This window comes from Massilia paldalensis (assembly GCF_044901715.1).
GTDB lineage: Bacteria > Pseudomonadota > Gammaproteobacteria > Burkholderiales > Burkholderiaceae_D > Telluria > Telluria paldalensis.
The window spans coordinates 541751-561016 of record NZ_JBJCIU010000003.1 but is presented as its reverse complement, the minus strand read 5'-3'; the positions used below and the strand labels follow the sequence as shown (position 1 = coordinate 561016).

Below are 19266 nucleotides of genomic sequence, written 5' to 3'. Positions count from 1 at the left end.
CCGCTCATTCGACCGTGAAGTGCCCGACGCCGTCGGCCCGGATCGCGACGCGGCTGTTGCCGCTGGCCAGGGTCAGGACGAAGGGCTTGTCGACCGGTTCGCGGCCGAAGGTGATGCGCAGGGGATTGACGGTGCCGGCGCTGCTGGGGTCCAGCAGCAGGGACACGGGGGCATTGCCGAATTCGCGTTCGCGCAGCATCTCGTCGCCGTTGATGAGGTCCCAGCGCGTCTCGTTGCGCACCAGGAAGCGGTAGCGCTCGGGCGTGGCCTCGAAGGTCACGAGGCGGTTGCGCACGATGGCTTCGTCGCGCGCCAGCTGCAGCAGCAGCGCCAGGCGCTGGGCATCCTTCTGCAGCTCCTGGCGCGGGCTGGGGACGACGTTGAGCGAGACCATCCCCAGCGTGATGCCGATGATGACCATCACGACCATGATCTCCACCAGGGTGAAGCCGCCGGCCGGGCGTCGCGCGCGAATGCTCATCGGAATGACCTCCCCCTGGGCTGTACGCGCGTGGTCAGGGGAATTATTTGTCGTCCCAGGAGCCGACGTCCGTATCCTCGCCGGTACCGCCCGGCTGGCCGTCCGCGCCCAGCGAGAAGATGTCGATGTCGCCATGCAGGCCCGGCGACAGGTACTGGTAGGCATTGCCCCAGGGATCCTTCGGCAGGCGCTCGATGTAGCCGCCATCCTTCCAGCCGTTGGCGGCCGGGCCGCTGGTCGGCTTCTGCACGAGGGCTTGCAGGCCCTGCTCGGTGGTCGGGTAGCGCTGGTTGTCGAGCTTGTACAGCTGGAGCGCCGACTTGAGGGTCTTGATGTCGGTGCGCGCCGCCGTCACGCGCGACTCGCCGGTGCGGCCCAGCAGCTTGGGCACGACCAGGGCGCCCAGGATGCCGATGATGACCACGACGACCATGATTTCGACGAGGGTGAAGCCGCGCTGGCGGTTCCGCGCGAAACGATGCGAGATGTTCTGCATAATCTGATTGTGGATATCCTGGTAATGGATGCGTTCGGGATAATCGACCTAGTATAAGGCGGAATGGGGAAGCACAGCTACCCGTACAGCTGTCTCCAATTGTAAGACAGCCGGTTCGTCAGGATACACACCGGCGCTTAGGGCGCTCTTAATGCCTCGATGCCGCTCGGTTCTGGATCAGTGCTGGATCAGTGCCGGATCAGTGCCGCTGGGCGCACACCGGGCAGGCCGGGTTGCGCGCCACGCCGATGTCGGTCCACTCCATCGCACGACCGTCCAGCATCAGCAGGCGCCCCGCCAGCGAGCGGCCGGCCCCGGCCAGCAGCTTGAGTGCCTCGGCCGCCTGCATGGCGCCGATGATGCCGACCATGGGCGCGAATACCCCCATCGTGCTGCAGGCCACGTCCTCGAAGCGGCTGTCGGGAGGGAACAGGCAGGCATAGCAGGGAGACGCCGGGTCGCGCACGTCGAACACGGACAGCTGGCCGTCGAAGCGGATCGCCGCGCCCGACACCAGCGGCACGCCGGCCGCGACGCAGGCCCGGTTGACGGCCTGGCGGGTGGCGAAGTTGTCGCTGCAATCGAGCACGACATCGGCGCTGCCCACGAGTGCGGCCAGGCGCTCGCCCGCCAGGCGTTCGCGCAGGGCGACGACCTCGATCTCGGGATTGAGCTGCAACAAGGCATCGCGGCCGGACGCGACCTTCGGCTGGCCCACGCGCGCCGTCGTGTGCATCACCTGGCGCTGCAGGTTCGTCAGGTCGACCTCGTCGTCGTCGACCAGCGTGATGCGGCCCACGCCGCTCGAGGCCAGGTACAGCGCAGCCGGCGAGCCGAGGCCGCCGGCGCCGATCACCAGCGCGTGCGCGGCCAGGATGCGTTGCTGGCCCTCGATGCCGACGTCGTCGAGCAGGATGTGGCGCGAATAGCGCAGCAGTTGTTGGTCGTTCATTTCTTGGGTGCGGGCATGGCCGGCTTGGCACCGTCCTTCAGTTCGGGCGGCTTGTTTTCCGTGCCCGGCAGCGTGGCCGGCGCCGGCTTGTCCTCGGCCCCGCCGGCGCCGTCTTCCCGGGCCAGCTGCACGGGCAGGCCCTTGAAGTGGTTGATCGCCTGGGCCAGCTGGAAGTCGTCCTTGCCGCCGAACACGAGGGGCTTGGCGTGCTTCATGGCGGCGAAGGCGCGCTGCTCTTCCTCCAGCTCGTCGCGGCGCTCCTTGGCACTGGCGGCCGCCTTGGCGCTGGTCTCGTTGGACAGGTGGTGGTCGAGGTCGGCCTCGCGCACCTGCAGCGCGTTCAGGCCGTCGCCCTCGGCCGTCTCGTCGACCTTCAGGTCGGGCACGATGCCCAGTGCCTGGATCGAGCGGCCCTTGGGCGTGTAGTAGCGCGCCGTCGTCAGCTTGACGGCGGTGTCCGGGGTCAGCTGGCGCAGCGTCTGCACGGAGCCCTTGCCGAAGGTCTGGCTGCCCATCACGATGGCGCGCTTGTAGTCCTGCAGGGCGCCGGCGACGATTTCCGAGGCCGAGGCCGAGCCCGTGTTGACCAGCACCACCAGCGGCACCTTCTTGAGCGCCGGCGGCAGTTGCGCCAGCGGGTCGCTGCCCGGCCTGGCATAGAAGTCGCGGCGGCCGTAGAAGGTGGTATTCGATTCCGGCAATTGCCCCTTGGTCGAGACGATCACCTCGTTCTTCGGCAGGAAGGCGGCCGACACGCCGATCGCGCCCGGCAGCAGGCCGCCCGGGTCGTTGCGCAGGTCCAGCACCATTCCCTTGATGTTCGGGTCCTGGGCATACAGTTCGCGGATCTTGGCGGCCATTTCGTCCACCGTCTCTTCCTGGAACTGGCTGATGCGCAGCCAGGCATAGCCCGGCTCGATCATCTTGCCCTTGACGCTGACCACGCGGATTTCCTGGCGTTCCACCGGCACCACCCAGGGCGCGTCGGCGCCGCGGCGGGCGATGGTCAGCATCACCTTGCTGTGCGGCTCGCCGCGCATGCGCTTGATCGCCTCGTCCAGCGACAGGCCTTTCACGGGCACGTTGTCGATGCGGGTGATCAGGTCGCCCGCCTTGATGCCGGCCTTGTAGGCGGGCGTATCCTCGATCGGCGAGACGATCTTGACGTAGCCGTCTTCCATCGCGACCTCGATGCCGACGCCGACGAACTTGCCCTGCACCTCTTCCTGCATCTCGGCAAAGTCGTGCTGGTCCAGGTAGACGGAATGGGGGTCGAGCGAAGCGACCATGCCGGCGATGGCTTCGGACAGCAGTTTCTTGTCGTCGACCTTCTCGACGTAGTCGCTCTTGATGAGGCCGTAGACGTCGGCCAGCTGGCGCAATTCGTCCAGCGGCAGCGGCGCGGCGGCGCTGTTGGCCACGCTCCTGGCCGCGCTACCGGCGCCGTCCTGCTGCGCAAATGCGGAAAACTGCACCGACGCGGCCACGCCGGCCGCCATGCCCACGCCGATCAGCCCGAGATTCTTGATTTGCTTGCGCATAGGTTCCTGGAACTTGGAAGATCCGCTCTCAGAAGTTTACCCAGCCCGTGGGGTCGAACGCCTTGCCGAGATGCCTGAGCTCGAAGTATAGCCCCGATTCCTCGTTGCCGCCGGTGTTGCCGGCATTGGCGATGACATCGCCCGGCTTGACGGAATCTCCCACCCTTTTGATCAGGCTCTGGTTGTTCCCGTAGATCGACAGGTACTCGCCGCCATGGTTGACGATGATCAGGTTGCCGTAGCCGCGCATCCAGCTCGAGAACACGACACGCCCCGCCGCGATGGCGCGCACGTCGGTGCCTTCCGGCGCCTTGATGAACATGCCGCGCCAGGCCGGGCCGTCGCCGCGCTTGGCGCCGAAGCGGGCCGCCACGCGGCCCGAGATCGGCGCCGGCAGGCGGCCCTTGAGGCTGGCGAAGGCGCCGCTCGGCAAGTCGGTGGCGAGCGCCGTGTCGGCCGCGCGCTGCGGGGTTTCCTTCGGTTCGTCCGCGACCTTCGGCTCGTCTTCCACGGGCGCCGGCGCGGGCAGCGGTTTCATCGGCTTGCCCGTCTTGGCCGCCTCGCGTGCCAGGCGCGCGCGCTCTTCCTGCAACGCCTTGGCCCGGGCCAGCGCCCGTGCCTTTGCCTCGGCGGCGGCCTTGGCGCGGGCGGCGGCCAGCTCCTGCTGGCGCTTGCGCTCGGCCGCGGCGGCGATTTCCTGTTCCCGGATCAGGCGCGCGAGCCGGTCCACCAGGCCCGACATGCGCTGCTCGTCCTGTTCCAGGCGGCTGGCCTGCTTGCGCTGGTCCGTCAATTTGCTCGACAGATTGGCCAGCAGCGTGGCGCGCTTGGCCTTTTCCTTTTCCAGCAGCGCCTTCTGGTCGCGCTGTTCCTGGGCGATTTCTTCGAGCTCGTCCTTGGCGTTCTGCGTTTCGGCCTGGTTCGCCTCGACGGCGGCCAGGTTCTCGCGCAGGGAATTCAGCAGTCTTGCCTGCGCCTGCGACACGTAGGCCATCATCTGCAGGTCGCGGTTGATGCGGTTCGGGTTATCGCCCGACAGCAGCAGCTTGATGCGGTCTTCGTTGCCCGCGACATAGTGCTCGCGCAACATCTTGGACAATTGCTGCTTTTGGGTCGCGATGGTGCCCGCCAGGCGCTCCTGCTCGTTGCCGAGGTCGCGCAGCTTGGCATTGGTCGAGGATTGCTCGTCGGCGAGTTCGCGCAGCGAGCGGTTGGCGTCCGAGATCGCCTCTTCGGACGCGGACAGCTCGTCGGCCGCGTCTTCCTTTTCGCTCTCGGTGCGCGAGATGTCCTTCTTGAGCGCGCCGAGCTTTTGCTGGATGGCTGCGCGCGACGCCTCGGCGGCGGCCTTTTCCTTGCTGCGGTTGGTCTGGCGCGGCGCGGCCTGGGCCGACCCCAGGGCCAGCGCGCAAAACAGCAAGCCGCACAGCAGCTTGCTGCCGGCGGCGGTCAGGACGGAGGAACGCAAGACTTTACTTCGCCTTCCCTTGGTTGGCCACGGCGGCCATCTTGGCGGCGATCGCTTCCTGGTCGCCCAGGTAGTAGTGGCGGATCGGCTTCAGGTCTTCGTCCAGCTCGTAGACCAGCGGGGTGCCGTTGGGGATGTTCAGGCCCACGATGTCGGCGTCGCTGATGTTGTCCAGCATCTTGATCAGCGCGCGCAGGCTGTTGCCGTGGGCCGAGATCAGGATCTTCTTGCCGGCGCGGATGGCCGGGGCGATTTCCTCGTCCCAGGCCGGCATCACGCGGGCGACGGTGTCTTTCAGGCATTCGGTCAGGGGGATCTGTTCCTTGGCCAGGCCCGCATAGCGCGGATCGGCGAAGGAGGTGCGCTCGTCGCCCTCTTCCAGCGCCGGCGGCGGGGTGTCGTAGCTGCGGCGCCAGATCAGCACCTGCTCGTCGCCGAACTTGGCGGCGGTCTCGGCCTTGTCCAGGCCCTGCAGGGCGCCGTAGTGACGCTCGTTCAGGCGCCAGTCGTTCTTGACGGGCAGCCACATCATGTCCATCTCGTCCATGGCCAGCCACAGCGTGCGGATCGCGCGCTTCAGGACCGAGGTATAGGCCAGGTCGAAGGTGAAGCCGGCGTCGCGCAGCAGCTGGCCGGCCAGTTTGGCTTCCCCGATGCCTTTTTCGGTCAGGTCGACGTCGGTCCAGCCGGTGAAGCGGTTTTCCAGGTTCCAGGTCGACTCGCCATGGCGCATGAATACGATTTTGTACATAAGCGTCTCAGTTCTTTATATCGAAAAAAGTGTTCGGGAAATACCGATCCGACTTCTATTTTATAATGCCGGGATTCAGTTCAACCAACGGAACCTTTGTGAATTTCATCCTCGACCATCTTCTTACCGTTGCCGTTGCCGTCATTTCGGGCGGCGCCCTGCTCTGGATGTCGCTGGCACCGCGCGGCCGCCAGGCATCGCCGACGCTGGCCACCCAGATGATCAACCGCGGCAAGGGCACCGTCGTGGTCGACGTGCGCAGCACCGACGAGTATGCCGCCGGGCATCTGCGCGACGCGAAACACATTCCGCTGGCAGACTTGGCCAATCGCATCGGTGAGCTGGACAAGTCGAAAACCAAGACGGTGATCGTCGTCGACCAGGCCGGCAATCGCGCCGCCAGGGCCGCGAACCAGTTGAAAGCGGCAGGGTTCGACGATATCTATACGCTGGAAGGCGGCATCGCGGCCTGGACGGCTGCCGGCTTGCCCCTGATCAAATAATTGAAAGGATATGTTATGACAGCCCACGTCGTTCTCTATCACACCGCCAGCTGCCCCTACTGCGTGCGGGCCGAGCGCCTGCTGGAAGCCAAGGGCGTGACCGACATCGAGCGCATCCGCATCGACCTCGACCCGGAACAGCGCGCCATCATGATGCAGCGCACCGGCCGCCGCACCGTGCCGCAGATCTACGTGGGCGAGACCCACGTGGGCGGCTTCGACGACCTGTACGCGCTCGACCAGGCCGGCCGCCTGGACCCGCTGCTGAAGGGCGAAGCAGCCTGATTCCTTCCTCGACGAGAGCCGGATGCCGGCTTTCGTGCGCGCTTGCCGTGGAGACCGGCGAGCGGCGCGCGGGCATGCGGCAACGCTATTGAATCCACATTGGTTTTGATACAATTGCCGATGCCTTGACAACGAGGCATCTTGAACGACAGGATCGTCGTTCTTCTTATTACATAAAACGAAAGCGTTCCATGGCTGACGAAACCCTGCAACCCGTATTCCAAATCCAGCGTGTCTACCTGAAAGACCTGTCGCTGGAACAACCGAATTCCCCGGCGATCTTCCTGGAACAGGAAGCCCCGACCATCGAGGTCTCGCTGGACGTCGGCGCCGACAGCATCGCCGATGGCATCTACGAATCGACCGTCACCATCACCGTGACCGCCAAGGTCAAGGACAAAGTCGCTTTCCTGGTCGAAGGCAAGCAGGCTGGCATCTTCGAAGCCCGCAACATCCCGGCCGAGCAGATGGATCCGCTGCTGGGCATCGGCTGCCCGAACATCATCTACCCGTACCTGCGTTCGAACATCGCCGACGTGATCACCCGTGCAGGCTTCCCGCCGGTGCACCTGGCCGAGATCAACTTCGAAGTGTTCTACCAGCAGCGTCGCCAAGCCCTGGCCGAGCAAGCCGGCGGTACCGCAGTCCAGTAATTCGCCGTCAAGCGTCCCGCGCCGCCTCCCGAGGCGGGGCCGGACGCCTCTCATGCCTGCCTTTCGGCGCGACACGTTTCCCCAAGGCCCTCCGCCATGCGTTCCATCCGCCGTTTCCGCTTCGTTCATCTTGTTGCCACCGGTGTCATGATGGCCGCGTCCTGCGCAGCCCATGCCTTCGATTTCAAGACGGTGGGCGCGCGTCCCGTGATCCTGTACGATGCGCCATCGCCCAAGGGCAGCAAGCTGTACATCGCCCCTTCCGGCATGCCCGTCGAGATCGTGCTCAGCTATGGAGACTGGGTCAAGGTGCGCGACGCGACGGGCGACATGGCCTGGACCGAGGCCAAGGGCCTGTCTGCCAAGCGCAACGTGATCGTGCGCACGGCAAACGCCAAGATGCGCGCGGCGCCGGAAGACAATGCACCGGTCGTGATGACGGCCGACAAGAATGTCCTGCTCGAACTGGTCGATCCGGAAGCTGGCCCCTGGGTGCGCGTACGCCACCGCGACGGGATCACCGGCTACATCAAGTCCAGCGAGGTGTGGGGCATCTGAATCTGAGTCAGGAGACCCATGCTAGAAGTCAAATCCCCCCAAGCCATCACCATCCTGGGCGCCGGCGCCTGGGGCACCGCAGTCGCCATCGCCCTCGCCGCACGCCATGACGTGATGCTGTGGGGCCGCAATCCGCAGCAGATGGCCGCCGCACAGGCCGCGCGCGACAATACCGAATACCTGCCCGGCTTTCCCTTCCCGGACACCCTGCGCGTGACGAGCGACCTGGACGAAGCCGTGGCCCACGTGGGCAATGCCGCCGCCGGCACCACGCCCCTGTTGATCCTGGCCAGCCCGGTGGCCGGCCTGCGTCCCCTGCTCGAACAGCTGAAAGGCCGCGCCATCCCCAACGTCGTGTGGCTGTGCAAGGGCTTCGAATACGGCACCGGCCTGCTGCCGCACCAGGTCGTGCGCGAGGTGCTGGGCGAGGCCGTGCCGGGCGCCGCCCTGTCCGGCCCCTCGTTCGCCCAGGAAGTGGCGCGCGGCCTGCCCTGCGCGCTGACGGTGGCCTCCGCCAGCGAGGAACTGCGCGAGCGCGTCGTGTCCCTGGTGCACGGCAACAATATGCGCGTGTACGCCTGCGACGACCTGGTCGGCGTCGAGGTCGGCGGCGCGGTGAAGAACATCCTGGCCATCGCCACCGGCACCGCCGACGGCCTGGGCCTGGGCCTGAATGCGCGCGCGGCGCTGATCACGCGCGGCCTGGCCGAGATCACCCGCCTCGGCACGGCGCTGGGCGCCCAGCCCGGCACCTTCATGGGCCTGACGGGCATGGGCGACCTGATCCTCACCTGCACGGGAGACCTGTCGCGCAACCGCCGCGTCGGCCTGGCGCTGGCGCAGGGCAAGCCTCTCGAGACCATCGTCAAGGAACTGGGCCACGTGGCCGAAGGCGTCCCGTGCGCGAAAGCCGTGCGCGAGCTGGCGGCGAAGATGGGGGTCGACATGCCGATCACCAATGCGGTGGCGGGCGTGCTGTTCGATGGGGATGCGGCGCCGGAAATGGTGGCGCGACTGATGGAGCGCGATCCGCGCAATGAATTGGCGTAAGGTCAGCCACTAACTCGTCATCCCCGCGCAGGCGGGGATCCAATTTCCGGGCTACGACCGCAAAAATTGGGTCCCCGCCTGCGCGGGGACGACGCTATTTTGGTGCTTGCCGCGACGCTTATTTGTGCGTCGGCCCGCCGCTGTTGTCGCCCGGGTGCAGCAGGATGGTCAGCAGCGCCACCGCATCCTTCTTCGCCCCGATCGCGTGCGGCTCGCCGCCAGCCAGGTACACCATCTCGTTCGGCTGCAGGATCGTGGTGCGGCCGTGGGCCTCGAACGCGATCTCGCCTTCCAGGCACAGCAGCGTGATCTCTCCCTCGACGCGGTGCTCCGGCATCGGCTTGTCGACCGGCACCACCAGGCGGATCAACTCCATGTGATCCGTCTTGATCAGCGCGATCGACGTGAAGTTCGCGATGTCGTCTTCCCCGCGCTGCAGCGCGATCCTCTCTCCCGATACAGCGTGCTGCAAAGCCATCTCAATTCTCCTCAAATGTCTGCGGAACACCCCGCAGCCAGGTCACCAGTGCGGTGGCGTCCTTGAATCCCTGCGCGAGCTGCGGCACCAGCTTGTCCGGTGCATTGATGTCGAGCTTCGTCTCGATCCAGACGAAATAACTCTTGAGCTTCAGGTAGTCGACCAGCGGGTGCTCCGGGTCGAAGCCCTTCGGCGGGCGCTGCAATTTGTCTTCCGGATTCAGGTCGCCGTAGGTCTCGCGCAGATGTTTATTCTTCAACATTTTCGAGAATCCTGTCGCATCGTTGACGACGTGTTCGCGGATCGCCTTCAAGCGTGCCGGCGGTGGCAGGTATTCGCCGGCGCCGAACAGCAGCGTGCCGTCGGCCTCGATGTGGAAGTAATAGGTCGGGCCGCCCCCTTCGCTGGGACGGCGCTTGTTGCCCGGCGCGATACCGGCCGAGAAATGCGTTTTATAGGGCGTCTTGTCGTGCGAAAAACGGGTGTCGCGCTGGAAGCGGAACATCGCCTTCTTCGGGTCGCAAGCCACGACCTGGCGGTCGAACTTGCCGATTTCCCTGATGAGTTCAGTCAGGACTTCCAGGAATTCCGCGCGCAGGATGTCGTAGCGCGGTTTGTTCATGATGAACCAGGGTCGGGTATTGCTTTCCTTGAGTTCGGACAGGAATTGCGTGAGGTCGCGCAGGTGCATGGGTCGATATGGTCAAGATCAGGGTGTCTGGCGCGGACGGCGGCCGACGGTGACGTCGAGCGTGGTCTCGCGGTTCTTGCGCATGACGGTCATTCGCGCCTTGTCGCCCGGGGGCAGGTCGGCGATCAGGTTCATCATGTCGTTGGTGTCGGCGACCTGCTTGCCCTGCACGGACAGCAGGATGTCGCCGGGCCGCATGCCGGCGCGGTCGGCCGGGCTGCCGCGCACGACGCCGGCGATGATGGCGCCCTTCTCGCGGCCCAGGCCGAAGCTGGCGGCCAGTTCGGGCGTGATGTCCTGCGATTCGATGCCGATCCAGCCGCGCACGACCTGGCCGTGCTTGATGATGGAATCGAGCACCGTCTTGGCCGTCGTGACGGGAATCGCGAAGCCGATGCCGACCGAGCCGCCCGTCTGCGAATAGATCGCGGAATTAATCCCGAGCAGGTTGCCGCGCGAGTCGACCAGCGCGCCGCCCGAGTTGCCGAAGTTGATCGCGGCATCCGTCTGGATGAAGTTCTCGAAGTGGTTGATGTGCAGGTTGTTGCGGCCCAGCGCGGAAATGATGCCCAGCGTGACGGTCTGGCCCACGCCGAACGGGTTGCCGATCGCCAGCACCACGTCGCCCACGCGCGCCTGGGCCGGGTCGCCCAGCGCGATGACGGGCAATTTGTTTTCGCGGATGCGGATCACGGCCAGGTCCGTCTCCGGGTCGGTGCCAACGATGCTGGCGGCGGCCTTGCGGCCATCGGCCAGGCCGACCTCGATCTCGTCGGCGCCCTCGACCACGTGGTAGTTGGTCAGGATGTAGCCGTCGCCGCTGACGATCACGCCCGAACCCAGGCTGGCCATCTGCTCCTGCGGCGGCTGCTTGTCGCCGAAAAAGCGGCGGAAGAACGGATCCTTCAGCAGCGGATGCGCCTCGCGCAAGGCCTTGCTGGTGAGGATGTTGACGACGGCCGGCATCGCGCGGCTGGCCGCCTCGCGGTAGCTGCCCGGCGCCGGCCCGCCCGGCGCCTGCAGCACGGGCACGGAATGCTGCGGCGTGCCGATGCCCACCTGCGTCGGCGCGCGTTCGAACCAGGCAGGGCGCAGCGCCGCCGCCACGACGTAGATGCCGAGGGCGATCGTGACGGTCTGGGCGAACAGCAGCCAGTAGCGGCGCATGGACCTTATTTTTTCAGCGAATCACGGATTTCACGCAGCAGCAGGATGTCTTCCGGCGGCGGCGGCGGTGGTGCGGCGGCCTTGTCGGTCTCTTCCTGGCGATGCAGCGTGCTGCGCAGGCGGTTCATCAGGCGCACCATCTGGAAGATGACAAAGGCCAGGATCAGGAAGTTCAGCAAGATGGTGAAGAAATTACCATAGGCGAGTACGGCGCCCGCCTTCTTCGCCTCGGCCAGCGGCAGGCCGTAGGGCTGGCCGTTCAGCGGCAGGTAGTAGCTGGCGAAATCCAAGCCGCCAAACAGCTTGCCGATCGGCGGCATGATCACGTCCTGCACCATCGAGTCGACGATCTTGCCGAAGGCGCCGCCGATGATGACGCCGACCGCCAGGTCGACCACATTGCCTTTCATTGCAAACTTCTTGAATTCTTCCAGCATCGCCATCGCGGCCCTCCTTGTTATTCTCAAAACATTGTCTTGTTCGACATGATCATACAGGAAAGGTGTGGCGTCCTCGCGCCGGGGAATGGCTGCCGCGCGGCGAACGTTTCCAAAGAAATGTAGCGTTGAAAACGGTGGGGTGAGCCGCTGGTTTTTTTCTTTTGTTTGCAAATCTGTTCACATATAATCGACTGTTGCCAATAAGGTTTTTACTAGGCTGCAACATATTGCGTTGCAACATTTCGCAGTTCGCTTTTGACCGAATGGAGTTGGTATGAGTAATGAGAAGCAGGTCGATTCAGGCCGGCGAGGCTTGCTCGTGGCTACATGCGCGGCGGGTGGCGTTGTCGGTGTTTCAACGGCCGGAGTGCTGGTCAGTACGCTACAGCCCTCCGAACGAGCGAAGGCCGCCGGTGCTCCGGTCGAAGTCGACATCTCGGACGTCAAGCCGGGCGAACTGAAGGTCGTCGAATGGCGCGGGAAACCCGTGTGGATATTGCGCCGCACACCCGAGATGATGGCCAGCCTACCCAAGAACGACAGCCTGGTTGCCGACCCCAAGTCGGACAAGACCTTCCAGCTCGACATGCCGGAGTACGCGAAGAACGAGTTCCGCGCGCGCGAACAGCACAAGGAAGTGCTGGTCACGGTCGGCATCTGCTCCCACCTGGGCTGCTCGCCCTCCTCCCGCTTCGCCGAGGGCCCCCAGCCCAACCTGCCGGACGACTGGCACGGCGGTTTCCTCTGTCCCTGCCACGGTTCCACCTTCGACCTGGCCGGCCGCGTGTTCAAGAACAAGCCGGCGCCGACCAACCTCGATGTTCCCCCCTACATGTATCTGTCCGACAGCCGCATCGTGATCGGCAAGGACGAGAAAGGCGAGGCATAACATGGGCACGGCATTCAAGGAAACCAAGGTGCCGGCCGACGCGCCGGCCACGACCAAGGCGCTGGCCTGGGTCGACGACCGCTTCCCCCTGTCCAAGCTGTGGAACGACCAGTGGGGCAAGTACCATGCACCGAAGAACTTCAATATCTGGTACCTGTTCGGCTCGCTGGCGATGCTGGTGCTGGTGCTGCAGATCGTCACCGGCATCTTTCTGACCATGCACTACAAGCCGGACGCCAACCTGGCCTTCGGCTCGGTCGAATACATCATGAAGGAAGTCCCGTGGGGCTGGCTGGTGCGCTACATGCACTCGACCGGCGCCTCGGCCTTCTTCATCGTCGTCTACCTGCACATGACGCGGGGCCTGCTGTACGGTTCCTACCGCAAGCCGCGCGAGCTGATCTGGCTGTTCGGCTTCGCGATCTTCCTGTGCCTGATGGCCGAGGCCTTCTTCGGCTACCTGCTGCCCTGGGGCCAGATGTCGTACTGGGGCGCCCAGGTGATCGTCAACCTGTTCGGCGCCATCCCCTTCATCGGCAACGACCTGTCGCTGTGGATCCGCGGCGACTACGTGGTGTCGGACGCCACGCTGAACCGCTTCTTCGCCTTCCACGTGATCGCGATTCCGCTGGTGCTGCTGGGCCTGGTCGCGGCGCACCTGATCGCGCTGCACGAAGTCGGTTCGAACAACCCGGACGGCATCGAGGTCAAGGACAACCTGGGCCCGGACGGCCACGGCGTCGACACGATTCCCTCGCACCCGTACTACACGACCAAGGACTTGTTCGGCGTGTCGATGTTCCTGCTGATCTACAGCGCCGTCGTGTTCTTTGCGCCGGAGATGGGCGGCTACTTCCTCGAATACAACAACTTCCTGCCTGCCGATTCGCTGAAGACGCCGCCGCATATCGCGCCGACCTGGTACTTCACGCCCTTCTATTCGGTGCTGCGCGCGACCACGTCCGACTTCATGTGGGTGGTGATGGCGGGCCTGGCCGCCTACGTCGTGTTCATCTGGCTGCGTTCGCGCCTGTCGCACACGACCAAGATCGCCATCACGGTACTGGCCGTGATCCTGGAGATCGGCATGCTGCCGCAGGTGCTCGACGCGAAGTTCTGGGGCGTGGTGCTGTTCGGCTCGGCCGTGATCATCCTGGCCCTGCTGCCCTGGCTGGACCACTCGCCGGTGCGCTCGATCCGCTACCGCCCGGGCTGGCACAAGACGGTGTACGGCGTGTTCTTCGTCGCCTTCCTGGTGCTGGGCTACCTCGGCACCCAGCTGCCGACGCCGGCCTACACGCTGCTCGCCCAGGCCTGCACGCTGCTGTACTTTGGGTTTTTCCTCCTGATGCCATGGTGGAGCACGTGGGGCCGCTTCAAGCCGCTGCCCACCCGCGTGACCTTCACCCCGCATTGATGTCGGAACCGAGCCAAAGGACCACCATGAACTTTTCGAAGAAATTGCTCGCGGTCTTGGCCTTGCTGCCGGGATTCGTGTTCGCGAACGAGGGCACCGTGCAGCTGGACCGCGCGCCGGCGCGCAGCGACCTCGCCTCGCTGCAGAACGGCGCCAAGCTGTTCATCAATCATTGCCTGAACTGTCATTCGGCATCGTCGATGCGCTACAATCGCCTCCGCGATCTGGGCCTGACCCAGGACCAGATCAAGAACAACCTGCTGTTCTCGGGGGAGAAAGTGGGCGACCTGATGACGATCGCGATGCGTCCGGCAGACGCGAAAGCCTGGTTCGGCGCCGTGCCGCCCGACCTGACCGTGATCGCGCGCGCCAAGGCGTCGAGCGGCGGCAGCGGTGCCGACTACCTGTACACCTACCTGCGCACCTTCTACAAGGACGACACCCGCCCGACCGGCTGGAACAACTTGGTGGTGCCGAACGTGGCGATGCCGCACGTGCTGTGGCAATTGCAGGGCGTACGCACCGTCAAGATGGTCGAGGAACCGGACCCGCACGAAGCCGGCAAGACCGTGCACCGCTTCGCCGGCTTCGAGCAAGTGACGCCCGGCACCCTGAGCCCGCAGGAGTTCGATGCCCAGGTCGCCGATCTGGTGGCGTACATGGACTGGATGGCCGAACCGACGCGCGACCTGCGCAAGCGCCTGGGCGCGATCGTGCTGCTGTTCCTGGCCCTGTTCGCCTTCCTTGCCTGGCGTCTGAATGCTTCTTATTGGAAAGGCGTACGGTGAGCTGATTGCCTGGCTCAGTTGCGCGGTTATAATGGCGGCAACGTCTATTTTCGGGGTGGGCCGCCTGGCCTCACCCCTTTGTTTCTTGAAGGAACTATAAACCATGATGGTTCTCTACTCCGGCACCACGTGCCCGTTCTCCCAGCGCTGCCGCCTGGTCCTGTTCGAAAAGGGCATGGACTTCGAGGTACGCGACGTCGACCTGTTCAACAAGCCGGAAGACATCTCGACGATGAACCCGTACGGCCAAGTGCCGATCCTGGTCGAACGCGAACTGATCCTGTACGAATCGAACATCATCAACGAGTACATCGACGAGCGCTTCCCGCACCCGCAGCTGATGCCGGCGGACCCGCTGATGCGCGCCCGTGCCCGCCTGATGCTGTTCAACTTCGAAAAAGAACTGTTCGTCCACGTGAACACGCTGGAAAACGAGCGTAGCAAGGTCGGCGACAAGAGCCACGACAAGGCCCGTGCCGAGATCCGCGACCGCCTGACCACGCTTGCCCCGCTGTTCCTGAAGAACAAGTACATGCTGGGCGACGAGTTCTCGATGCTGGACGTGGCCATCGCCCCGCTGCTGTGGCGCCTGGACCATTACGGCATCGAACTGTCGAAGACGGCCGCTCCGCTGATGAAGTACGCCGAGCGCATCTTCTCGCGCCCTGCCTACATCGAAGCGCTGACCCCATCCGAAAAGGTGATGCGCCGCTAAGCGGCGCTCCCGGCGGCCGGCTGTCAACAGCGGCCGCCGGACACTGTTGCAAGCCGGTTTTCGACGTCGACGACGAATCGAAGTACACTGGCTGTAACATCTTGTTTCATTTCGACCCAACACATGGCAGACATCTCCACCAAGCCCTACCTGCTCCGCGCCATCTACGAATGGTGCACGGACAGCGGCTTCACGCCGTACCTGGCCGTCAAGGTCGACGCCGCCACCACGGTTCCGATGGAATACGTGAAGAAAGGCGAAATCATCCTCAACATCAGCTACGGCGCCACGTCCGGGCTGAAGATGGACAACGATGCGATCACCTTCCGCGCGCGCTTCAACGGCGTCTCGCGCGAGCTGTACATCCCCGTGCACAACGTGCTGGCGATCTACGCCAACGAGAACGGCCAGGGCATGGCCTTCGACGTGAGCACGACGGCGGCCGAACAGCCGGCACCCGCGCCCGCATCGGCCCCGGAACCCGTCCCCGCTTCGGCCCCTGGACTGTCCGCCGTGCCGGGCAAGAACGCACCGGAAGCGCCGTCGCAACCGGACGGCGACAACGAGCCACCCAAAAAAGGTGGGCGTCCTACGTTGACCCGGATCAAATAAGGGTATAATCCTGGCCACATTGCCGGCTTAGCTCATCAGGTAGAGCAGTTGATTTGTAATCATCAGGTGGCGGGTTCGAGTCCTGCAGCCGGCACCAAGAATGCTGCAGTGATGGAGGCTTACATGCGACGCATGTAAGCCTTTTTCGTTTCGATACCATCACAACGCCGCGAGCGACGGCATGCCTCCCTTGCCCAGCCAGGTCCGCGCGAACCGCTCCTGCACCACCTTCAGCGACGCCGCGTCCCCGCGGCTGCCGTACACCTCCATCAAGCCGCGCAGTGCACAGCCATTGCTGGGCGTCCTGGCCAGCGCCGCCTGGAACACCTGTTCCGCCTCATCGACCTGTCCCGCACGCAGCAGCGCCGCGCCCAGCGTCTGGCGCGTCGGGTAGTACCAGTACGGGGGTTCCATGTACGGCAGGCGGTCCTGCGACGCGACCGCTTCGCGGTAGGCAGCCAGTGCGCCGGCGGTGTCCCTGCGTGCATCGGCCAGGCGGCCGCTGGCGACGTGGCGTGCGGTGGCGACGATGTCGCGTGCCGGCACGTTCCAGGCGTCGAATGCCTTGAAGTCGGCGTTGCGTTCGATGGCGGCGAGCGCGTCGATCTCGCGCCGGCTGTCGTTCACCATGCCCTTGCGCGCGTAGCCGACGGCGCGGGCGTAGTGCCACATCGCCTGCACCAGCACGAGGTCCGGCCCCGGGTCGGGCAGCGCCACCAGTTCGTGCGGCAGTACCTTGTCGAGCTTGGCGGATGCCTCCAGCGCCGTCTTGCCGTCGCCGCCCATCAGCGCCGACACCATCACGAAGTGGATGTTGTGCGGGTAATAGGCGCCCTTGTAGACGGGGTCGCTCTGGGCGCGCGAAAAATAGCGCTCGTCGGTGGCGACGGCATCGAGATTGGTGGCCAGCGATTCCCGGTACATGCCGAGGCGGTAGTAGATGTGCGAGGGCATGTGGACGATGTGGCCCGCACCCGGGATCTGCTTCGCCAGGATCCGCGCGGACGGCAGGGCGCGCTCCGGTTGCGCCGAGGCTTCCACCGCGTGGATGTAGTAGTGGGCGGCGCCCGCGTGGGTGGGATTGCGTGCCAGCACGCGTTCGAGCGTCGCGACCATCTCGCCGTTGCGGCCCTTCGGCTCGCGTCCGCCGGGCTGCCAGTAATCCCACGGCGACAGGTCCATCAGCGACTCCGCATACAGCACCTGGATGTTGTCGTCGTCGGGAAAGGCGCGGGCGACTTGCAGCATGGCGTCGGCATAGGCCTTGTCCAGGGCCGACCGGTCCTCCACCAGGGCCTCCCCATAGCGCTGGACGACGGCGCGGATCAAGGCCTGCTCTTGCGGCTTGGTGCGGCCGATCAGCGACTGGGCCCTGGCGGCCGCGGCATGGGCAGGCGCCACCGCTTCCGGGAACATGGGGGCGTTGATGTTCGGACCGAGCACCAGCGCTTCTCCCCAGTAGCACATGGAGCAGTGCGGGTCGAGGCGCTGGGCGGCGCGGAAGGCGCGCGCGGCTTCCGCGTGGTTGAAGGCGTAGGCCAGGCGCAGGCCCTGGTTGAAGTAGGCTTGGGCCCGGACGTTGGTCGTCGTGATGGGCATGTGGAGCTTGCCCAGGTTCTTGTACAGGGGCGGCAGCGTGGTGTCGGCTGGCGCCGGCGCTTGCTGTCCGGGCTGGAACGGGCGGGTTTCGACTTGCGGCTGGGTCTGCGGCTGAATCCGCAGGCTCACCAGGCGCGTCAGCAGGAGCGGTGGACCGCCCTGGCCACCACGGGCCAGCGTACACGTGGCGCTTTGCGTGAGGCTGGGATCGAATGCACGGGACGGTTGCCCTGACGACGACGGCCACAGCGCCAATGCTGCGACGAGGCCCGCGCCTGCCAGCGCGGCCATAATGCGACGGTGTTTCATGGTGCCCTCCTCCGAAGATCGATCGGAGGGGGAACACTTAGACGCGCCTGCGCGTCAGCAGTTCAGAGAAAATGCGTGTCGGACGTCCGCGGTCAACCCGCATTCACCCTTTCACGCACACCACCTGCTTGAGCGTATGCACGACCTCGACCAGGTCGCTCTGCGCCGCCATGACGGCATCGATGTCCTTGTAGGCCATCGGGATCTCGTCGATCACGCCCTCGTCCTTGCGGCATTCGACGCCCGCCGTCGCACGCACCTGGTCGTCGACGGAATAGCGGCGCTTGGCCTCGGTGCGGCTCATCGTGCGGCCGGCGCCGTGGCTGCAGCTATGAAAACTTTCCGGATTACCCTTTCCGCGCACGATGAAACTGCGGGCACCCATCGAGCCGGGGATGATGCCCAGTTCGCCCGCCCGCGCGGAGACGGCGCCCTTGCGCGTAACGAGCACGTCCTTGCCGAAGTGGTGTTCCTTCTGCACATAGTTGTGGTGGCAATTCACCGCTTCCACGTGGGTCTCGAACGGCTTCCTGATGACGGTGCGCACGGCGGCGATCAGGTTCTGCATCATCACCTCGCGGTTCATGCGCGCGAATTTCTGGGCCCAGCCGACCGCCTCGACGTAGTCGTCGTAGTGCTGCGTACCCTCTTTGAGGTAGGCCAGGTCCTGGTCCGGCAGGTTGGCGATATGCGTGCGCATGTCCTGCTTGGCCACCTCGATGAAGTGGCTGCCGATCGCATTGCCGATGCCGCGCGAACCCGAGTGCAGCATGAACCAGACGAAGCCCTGCTCGTCCAGGCAGACCTCGATGAAGTGGTTGCCGCTGCCCAGCGTGCCCAGGTGCTTGACATGGTTGGCATGGCGCAGCTTGGGGGTTTTCCGGCAGATCGCGTCAAACTCGTCCTTCAGCGCGCGCCAGGCCTGGTCGACGGCGTGCGGCAGCGTGCCCCACGACCCCTTGTCGCGCATCTTGCCGCCACGCGTCCTGGGCGACATGCCGTGCGGCACAGCCTGCTCGATCGCGCTGCGCAGCTTGCCCAGGTTGTCCGGCAGGTCGCTGGCACCCAGGGTGGTCTTGGCGGCCATCATGCCGCAGCCGATGTCGACGCCAACGGCGGCCGGGATCACGGCGCCCAGCGTCGGGATCACGCTGCCGATGGTCGAGCCTTTGCCGAGGTGCACGTCGGGCATCGCCGCCAGGTGCTTGTAGATGAAGGGCATGCGCGCCGTGTTCGCCAATTGGCGCCGCGCTTCCTCCTCCACGGGGACGCCGCGCGTCCACATCTTGACCGGGCGGGCACCTTGCACTTGCAGTACGTCGTAGTGTTCTTGCGGCATCGTCGTCGAGCGTCTCATTCGCGTTCCGGGAGGGGCGTATGTGCTGTCCGCATCGCCGTTTGCAATCCTCGGCCACGGGATTAT

General features: G+C 65.2%; 22 protein-coding genes and 1 tRNA gene. 11 read left to right on the top strand and 12 right to left on the bottom strand.

Annotated features, from left to right (window positions below):
- Nucleotides 1-4 precede the first annotated feature (4 nt).
- The 6 genes from gspH to gpmA form a co-directional block, all read right to left on the bottom strand.
- Nucleotides 5-481, bottom strand: a complete 477-nt coding sequence (gene gspH / locus ACI1V7_RS17250; RefSeq protein WP_404533030.1) for a type II secretion system minor pseudopilin GspH — start codon at nt 479-481, stop codon at nt 5-7.
- Nucleotides 482-524: 43 nt separating this feature from the next.
- A complete protein-coding gene (gspG, locus tag ACI1V7_RS17245) occupies nt 525-977 on the bottom strand; it encodes a type II secretion system major pseudopilin GspG (RefSeq protein WP_404533029.1) in 453 nt (150 codons plus the stop codon).
- Between the two features lie 199 nt (nt 978-1176).
- A complete protein-coding gene (locus ACI1V7_RS17240) occupies nt 1177-1929 on the bottom strand; it encodes a HesA/MoeB/ThiF family protein (RefSeq protein WP_404533028.1) in 753 nt (250 codons plus the stop codon).
- Nucleotides 1926-3470, bottom strand: a complete 1545-nt coding sequence (locus ACI1V7_RS17235; protein WP_404533027.1) for a S41 family peptidase — start codon at nt 3468-3470, stop codon at nt 1926-1928. The genes ACI1V7_RS17240 and ACI1V7_RS17235 overlap by 4 nt, the downstream gene beginning before the upstream one ends.
- A gap of 28 nt (nt 3471-3498) precedes the next feature.
- On the bottom strand, nt 3499-4875 hold the full coding sequence (locus tag ACI1V7_RS17230; RefSeq protein ID WP_404533427.1) for a murein hydrolase activator EnvC family protein: 1377 nt from the start codon (nt 4873-4875) through the stop codon (nt 3499-3501).
- A gap of 67 nt (nt 4876-4942) precedes the next feature.
- The gene (gene gpmA / locus ACI1V7_RS17225) at nt 4943-5689 is read right to left on the bottom strand and encodes a 2,3-diphosphoglycerate-dependent phosphoglycerate mutase (RefSeq protein ID WP_404533025.1); all 747 of its coding nucleotides are present in this window, start codon (nt 5687-5689) and stop codon (nt 4943-4945) included.
- Nucleotides 5690-5787: 98 nt separating this feature from the next.
- On the opposite strand from gpmA, the gene ACI1V7_RS17220 reads away from it, so the two are divergent.
- The 5 genes from ACI1V7_RS17220 to ACI1V7_RS17200 all read left to right on the top strand — a co-directional run bounded on the left by ACI1V7_RS17220 (nt 5788) and on the right by ACI1V7_RS17200 (nt 8738).
- Nucleotides 5788-6192: a rhodanese-like domain-containing protein gene (locus tag ACI1V7_RS17220; protein WP_404533024.1), complete on the top strand. Its 405-nt coding sequence runs from the start codon at nt 5788-5790 to the stop codon at nt 6190-6192.
- A 15-nt stretch (nt 6193-6207) separates the two neighbouring features.
- A complete protein-coding gene (grxC, locus tag ACI1V7_RS17215) occupies nt 6208-6477 on the top strand; it encodes a glutaredoxin 3 (protein ID WP_290412926.1) in 270 nt (89 codons plus the stop codon).
- A gap of 191 nt (nt 6478-6668) precedes the next feature.
- Complete coding sequence (secB, locus tag ACI1V7_RS17210) at nt 6669-7130, top strand: protein-export chaperone SecB (RefSeq protein WP_404533023.1); 462 nt, start codon at nt 6669-6671, stop codon at nt 7128-7130.
- A gap of 96 nt (nt 7131-7226) precedes the next feature.
- Entirely contained in the window at nt 7227-7688 is a 462-nt protein-coding gene (locus ACI1V7_RS17205; protein ID WP_404533022.1) for an SH3 domain-containing protein, read from the top strand.
- Nucleotides 7689-7706: 18 nt separating this feature from the next.
- The gene (locus ACI1V7_RS17200; protein WP_404533021.1) at nt 7707-8738 is read left to right on the top strand and encodes an NAD(P)H-dependent glycerol-3-phosphate dehydrogenase; all 1032 of its coding nucleotides are present in this window, start codon (nt 7707-7709) and stop codon (nt 8736-8738) included.
- Nucleotides 8739-8856: 118 nt separating this feature from the next.
- Here ACI1V7_RS17200 and ACI1V7_RS17195 read toward each other — a convergent pair whose 3' ends face one another.
- The 4 genes from ACI1V7_RS17195 to mscL are packed head-to-tail and all read right to left on the bottom strand — an operon-like array spanning nt 8857 to nt 11517.
- Nucleotides 8857-9216 carry a cupin domain-containing protein gene (locus ACI1V7_RS17195; protein ID WP_404533020.1) on the bottom strand — a complete coding sequence of 120 codons (360 nt, stop codon included), beginning with the start codon at nt 9214-9216 and terminating at the stop codon, nt 8857-8859.
- Between the two features lies 1 nt (nt 9217).
- On the bottom strand, nt 9218-9907 hold the full coding sequence (locus ACI1V7_RS17190; RefSeq protein WP_404533019.1) for a DUF2461 domain-containing protein: 690 nt from the start codon (nt 9905-9907) through the stop codon (nt 9218-9220).
- Between the two features lie 18 nt (nt 9908-9925).
- Entirely contained in the window at nt 9926-11074 is a 1149-nt protein-coding gene (locus tag ACI1V7_RS17185) for a Do family serine endopeptidase (protein WP_404533018.1), read from the bottom strand.
- Nucleotides 11075-11079: 5 nt separating this feature from the next.
- Nucleotides 11080-11517 carry a large conductance mechanosensitive channel protein MscL gene (gene mscL, locus ACI1V7_RS17180; protein ID WP_404533426.1) on the bottom strand — a complete coding sequence of 146 codons (438 nt, stop codon included), beginning with the start codon at nt 11515-11517 and terminating at the stop codon, nt 11080-11082.
- 271 nt (nt 11518-11788) lie between these two features.
- Between mscL and petA the strand changes: the two genes are divergently transcribed.
- The 6 genes from petA (at nt 11789) to ACI1V7_RS17150 (ending at nt 16032) form a co-directional block, all read left to right on the top strand.
- Nucleotides 11789-12403, top strand: coding sequence for a ubiquinol-cytochrome c reductase iron-sulfur subunit (gene petA, locus ACI1V7_RS17175; protein WP_404533017.1), 615 nt, complete (start codon nt 11789-11791; stop codon nt 12401-12403).
- 1 nt (nt 12404) lies between these two features.
- Nucleotides 12405-13820 (top strand): cytochrome b, encoded by a 1416-nt coding sequence (locus ACI1V7_RS17170; protein ID WP_404533016.1) that lies wholly within the window; start codon nt 12405-12407, stop codon nt 13818-13820.
- A 26-nt stretch (nt 13821-13846) separates the two neighbouring features.
- Nucleotides 13847-14608, top strand: a complete 762-nt coding sequence (locus ACI1V7_RS17165) for a cytochrome c1 (protein WP_404533015.1) — start codon at nt 13847-13849, stop codon at nt 14606-14608.
- 103 nt (nt 14609-14711) lie between these two features.
- Entirely contained in the window at nt 14712-15323 is a 612-nt protein-coding gene (locus tag ACI1V7_RS17160; RefSeq protein WP_052234221.1) for a glutathione S-transferase N-terminal domain-containing protein, read from the top strand.
- Nucleotides 15324-15446: 123 nt separating this feature from the next.
- A complete protein-coding gene (locus ACI1V7_RS17155; RefSeq protein ID WP_404533014.1) occupies nt 15447-15935 on the top strand; it encodes a ClpXP protease specificity-enhancing factor in 489 nt (162 codons plus the stop codon).
- A gap of 21 nt (nt 15936-15956) precedes the next feature.
- Nucleotides 15957-16032, top strand: a tRNA-Thr gene (locus ACI1V7_RS17150).
- A 62-nt stretch (nt 16033-16094) separates the two neighbouring features.
- Here ACI1V7_RS17150 and ACI1V7_RS17145 read toward each other — a convergent pair.
- Together ACI1V7_RS17145 and ACI1V7_RS17140 are read right to left on the bottom strand one after the other, a co-directional pair.
- Complete coding sequence (locus ACI1V7_RS17145) at nt 16095-17843, bottom strand: hypothetical protein (protein ID WP_404533013.1); 1749 nt, start codon at nt 17841-17843, stop codon at nt 16095-16097.
- 103 nt (nt 17844-17946) lie between these two features.
- Nucleotides 17947-19182 carry an RtcB family protein gene (locus ACI1V7_RS17140; RefSeq protein WP_404533425.1) on the bottom strand — a complete coding sequence of 412 codons (1236 nt, stop codon included), beginning with the start codon at nt 19180-19182 and terminating at the stop codon, nt 17947-17949.
- Nucleotides 19183-19266: the final 84 nt, after the last annotated feature.

What these genes read in the sequence shown, in the direction of transcription:
- ACI1V7_RS17155 (WP_404533014.1), top strand. Translation starts at nt 15,447, where the DNA reads ATGGCAGACATCTCCACCAAGCCCTACCTGCTCCGCGCCATCTACGAA.
- ACI1V7_RS17240 (WP_404533028.1), bottom strand. Translation starts at nt 1,929, where the DNA reads ATGAACGACCAACAACTGCTGCGCTATTCGCGCCACATCCTGCTCGAC.
- ACI1V7_RS17140 (WP_404533425.1), bottom strand. Translation starts at nt 19,182, where the DNA reads ATGCCGCAAGAACACTACGACGTACTGCAAGTGCAAGGTGCCCGCCCG.
- ACI1V7_RS17205 (WP_404533022.1), top strand. Translation starts at nt 7,227, where the DNA reads ATGCGTTCCATCCGCCGTTTCCGCTTCGTTCATCTTGTTGCCACCGGT.
- gpmA (WP_404533025.1), bottom strand. Translation starts at nt 5,689, where the DNA reads ATGTACAAAATCGTATTCATGCGCCATGGCGAGTCGACCTGGAACCTG.
- mscL (WP_404533426.1), bottom strand. Translation starts at nt 11,517, where the DNA reads ATGGCGATGCTGGAAGAATTCAAGAAGTTTGCAATGAAAGGCAATGTG.
- petA (WP_404533017.1), top strand. Translation starts at nt 11,789, where the DNA reads ATGAGTAATGAGAAGCAGGTCGATTCAGGCCGGCGAGGCTTGCTCGTG.
- gspG (WP_404533029.1), bottom strand. Translation starts at nt 977, where the DNA reads ATGCAGAACATCTCGCATCGTTTCGCGCGGAACCGCCAGCGCGGCTTC.
- ACI1V7_RS17195 (WP_404533020.1), bottom strand. Translation starts at nt 9,216, where the DNA reads ATGGCTTTGCAGCACGCTGTATCGGGAGAGAGGATCGCGCTGCAGCGC.
- grxC (WP_290412926.1), top strand. Translation starts at nt 6,208, where the DNA reads ATGACAGCCCACGTCGTTCTCTATCACACCGCCAGCTGCCCCTACTGC.
- ACI1V7_RS17190 (WP_404533019.1), bottom strand. Translation starts at nt 9,907, where the DNA reads ATGCACCTGCGCGACCTCACGCAATTCCTGTCCGAACTCAAGGAAAGC.
- ACI1V7_RS17165 (WP_404533015.1), top strand. Translation starts at nt 13,847, where the DNA reads ATGAACTTTTCGAAGAAATTGCTCGCGGTCTTGGCCTTGCTGCCGGGA.
- ACI1V7_RS17160 (WP_052234221.1), top strand. Translation starts at nt 14,712, where the DNA reads ATGATGGTTCTCTACTCCGGCACCACGTGCCCGTTCTCCCAGCGCTGC.
- ACI1V7_RS17170 (WP_404533016.1), top strand. Translation starts at nt 12,405, where the DNA reads ATGGGCACGGCATTCAAGGAAACCAAGGTGCCGGCCGACGCGCCGGCC.
- ACI1V7_RS17185 (WP_404533018.1), bottom strand. Translation starts at nt 11,074, where the DNA reads ATGCGCCGCTACTGGCTGCTGTTCGCCCAGACCGTCACGATCGCCCTC.
- ACI1V7_RS17145 (WP_404533013.1), bottom strand. Translation starts at nt 17,843, where the DNA reads ATGAAACACCGTCGCATTATGGCCGCGCTGGCAGGCGCGGGCCTCGTC.
- secB (WP_404533023.1), top strand. Translation starts at nt 6,669, where the DNA reads ATGGCTGACGAAACCCTGCAACCCGTATTCCAAATCCAGCGTGTCTAC.
- ACI1V7_RS17235 (WP_404533027.1), bottom strand. Translation starts at nt 3,470, where the DNA reads ATGCGCAAGCAAATCAAGAATCTCGGGCTGATCGGCGTGGGCATGGCG.
- ACI1V7_RS17200 (WP_404533021.1), top strand. Translation starts at nt 7,707, where the DNA reads ATGCTAGAAGTCAAATCCCCCCAAGCCATCACCATCCTGGGCGCCGGC.
- gspH (WP_404533030.1), bottom strand. Translation starts at nt 481, where the DNA reads ATGAGCATTCGCGCGCGACGCCCGGCCGGCGGCTTCACCCTGGTGGAG.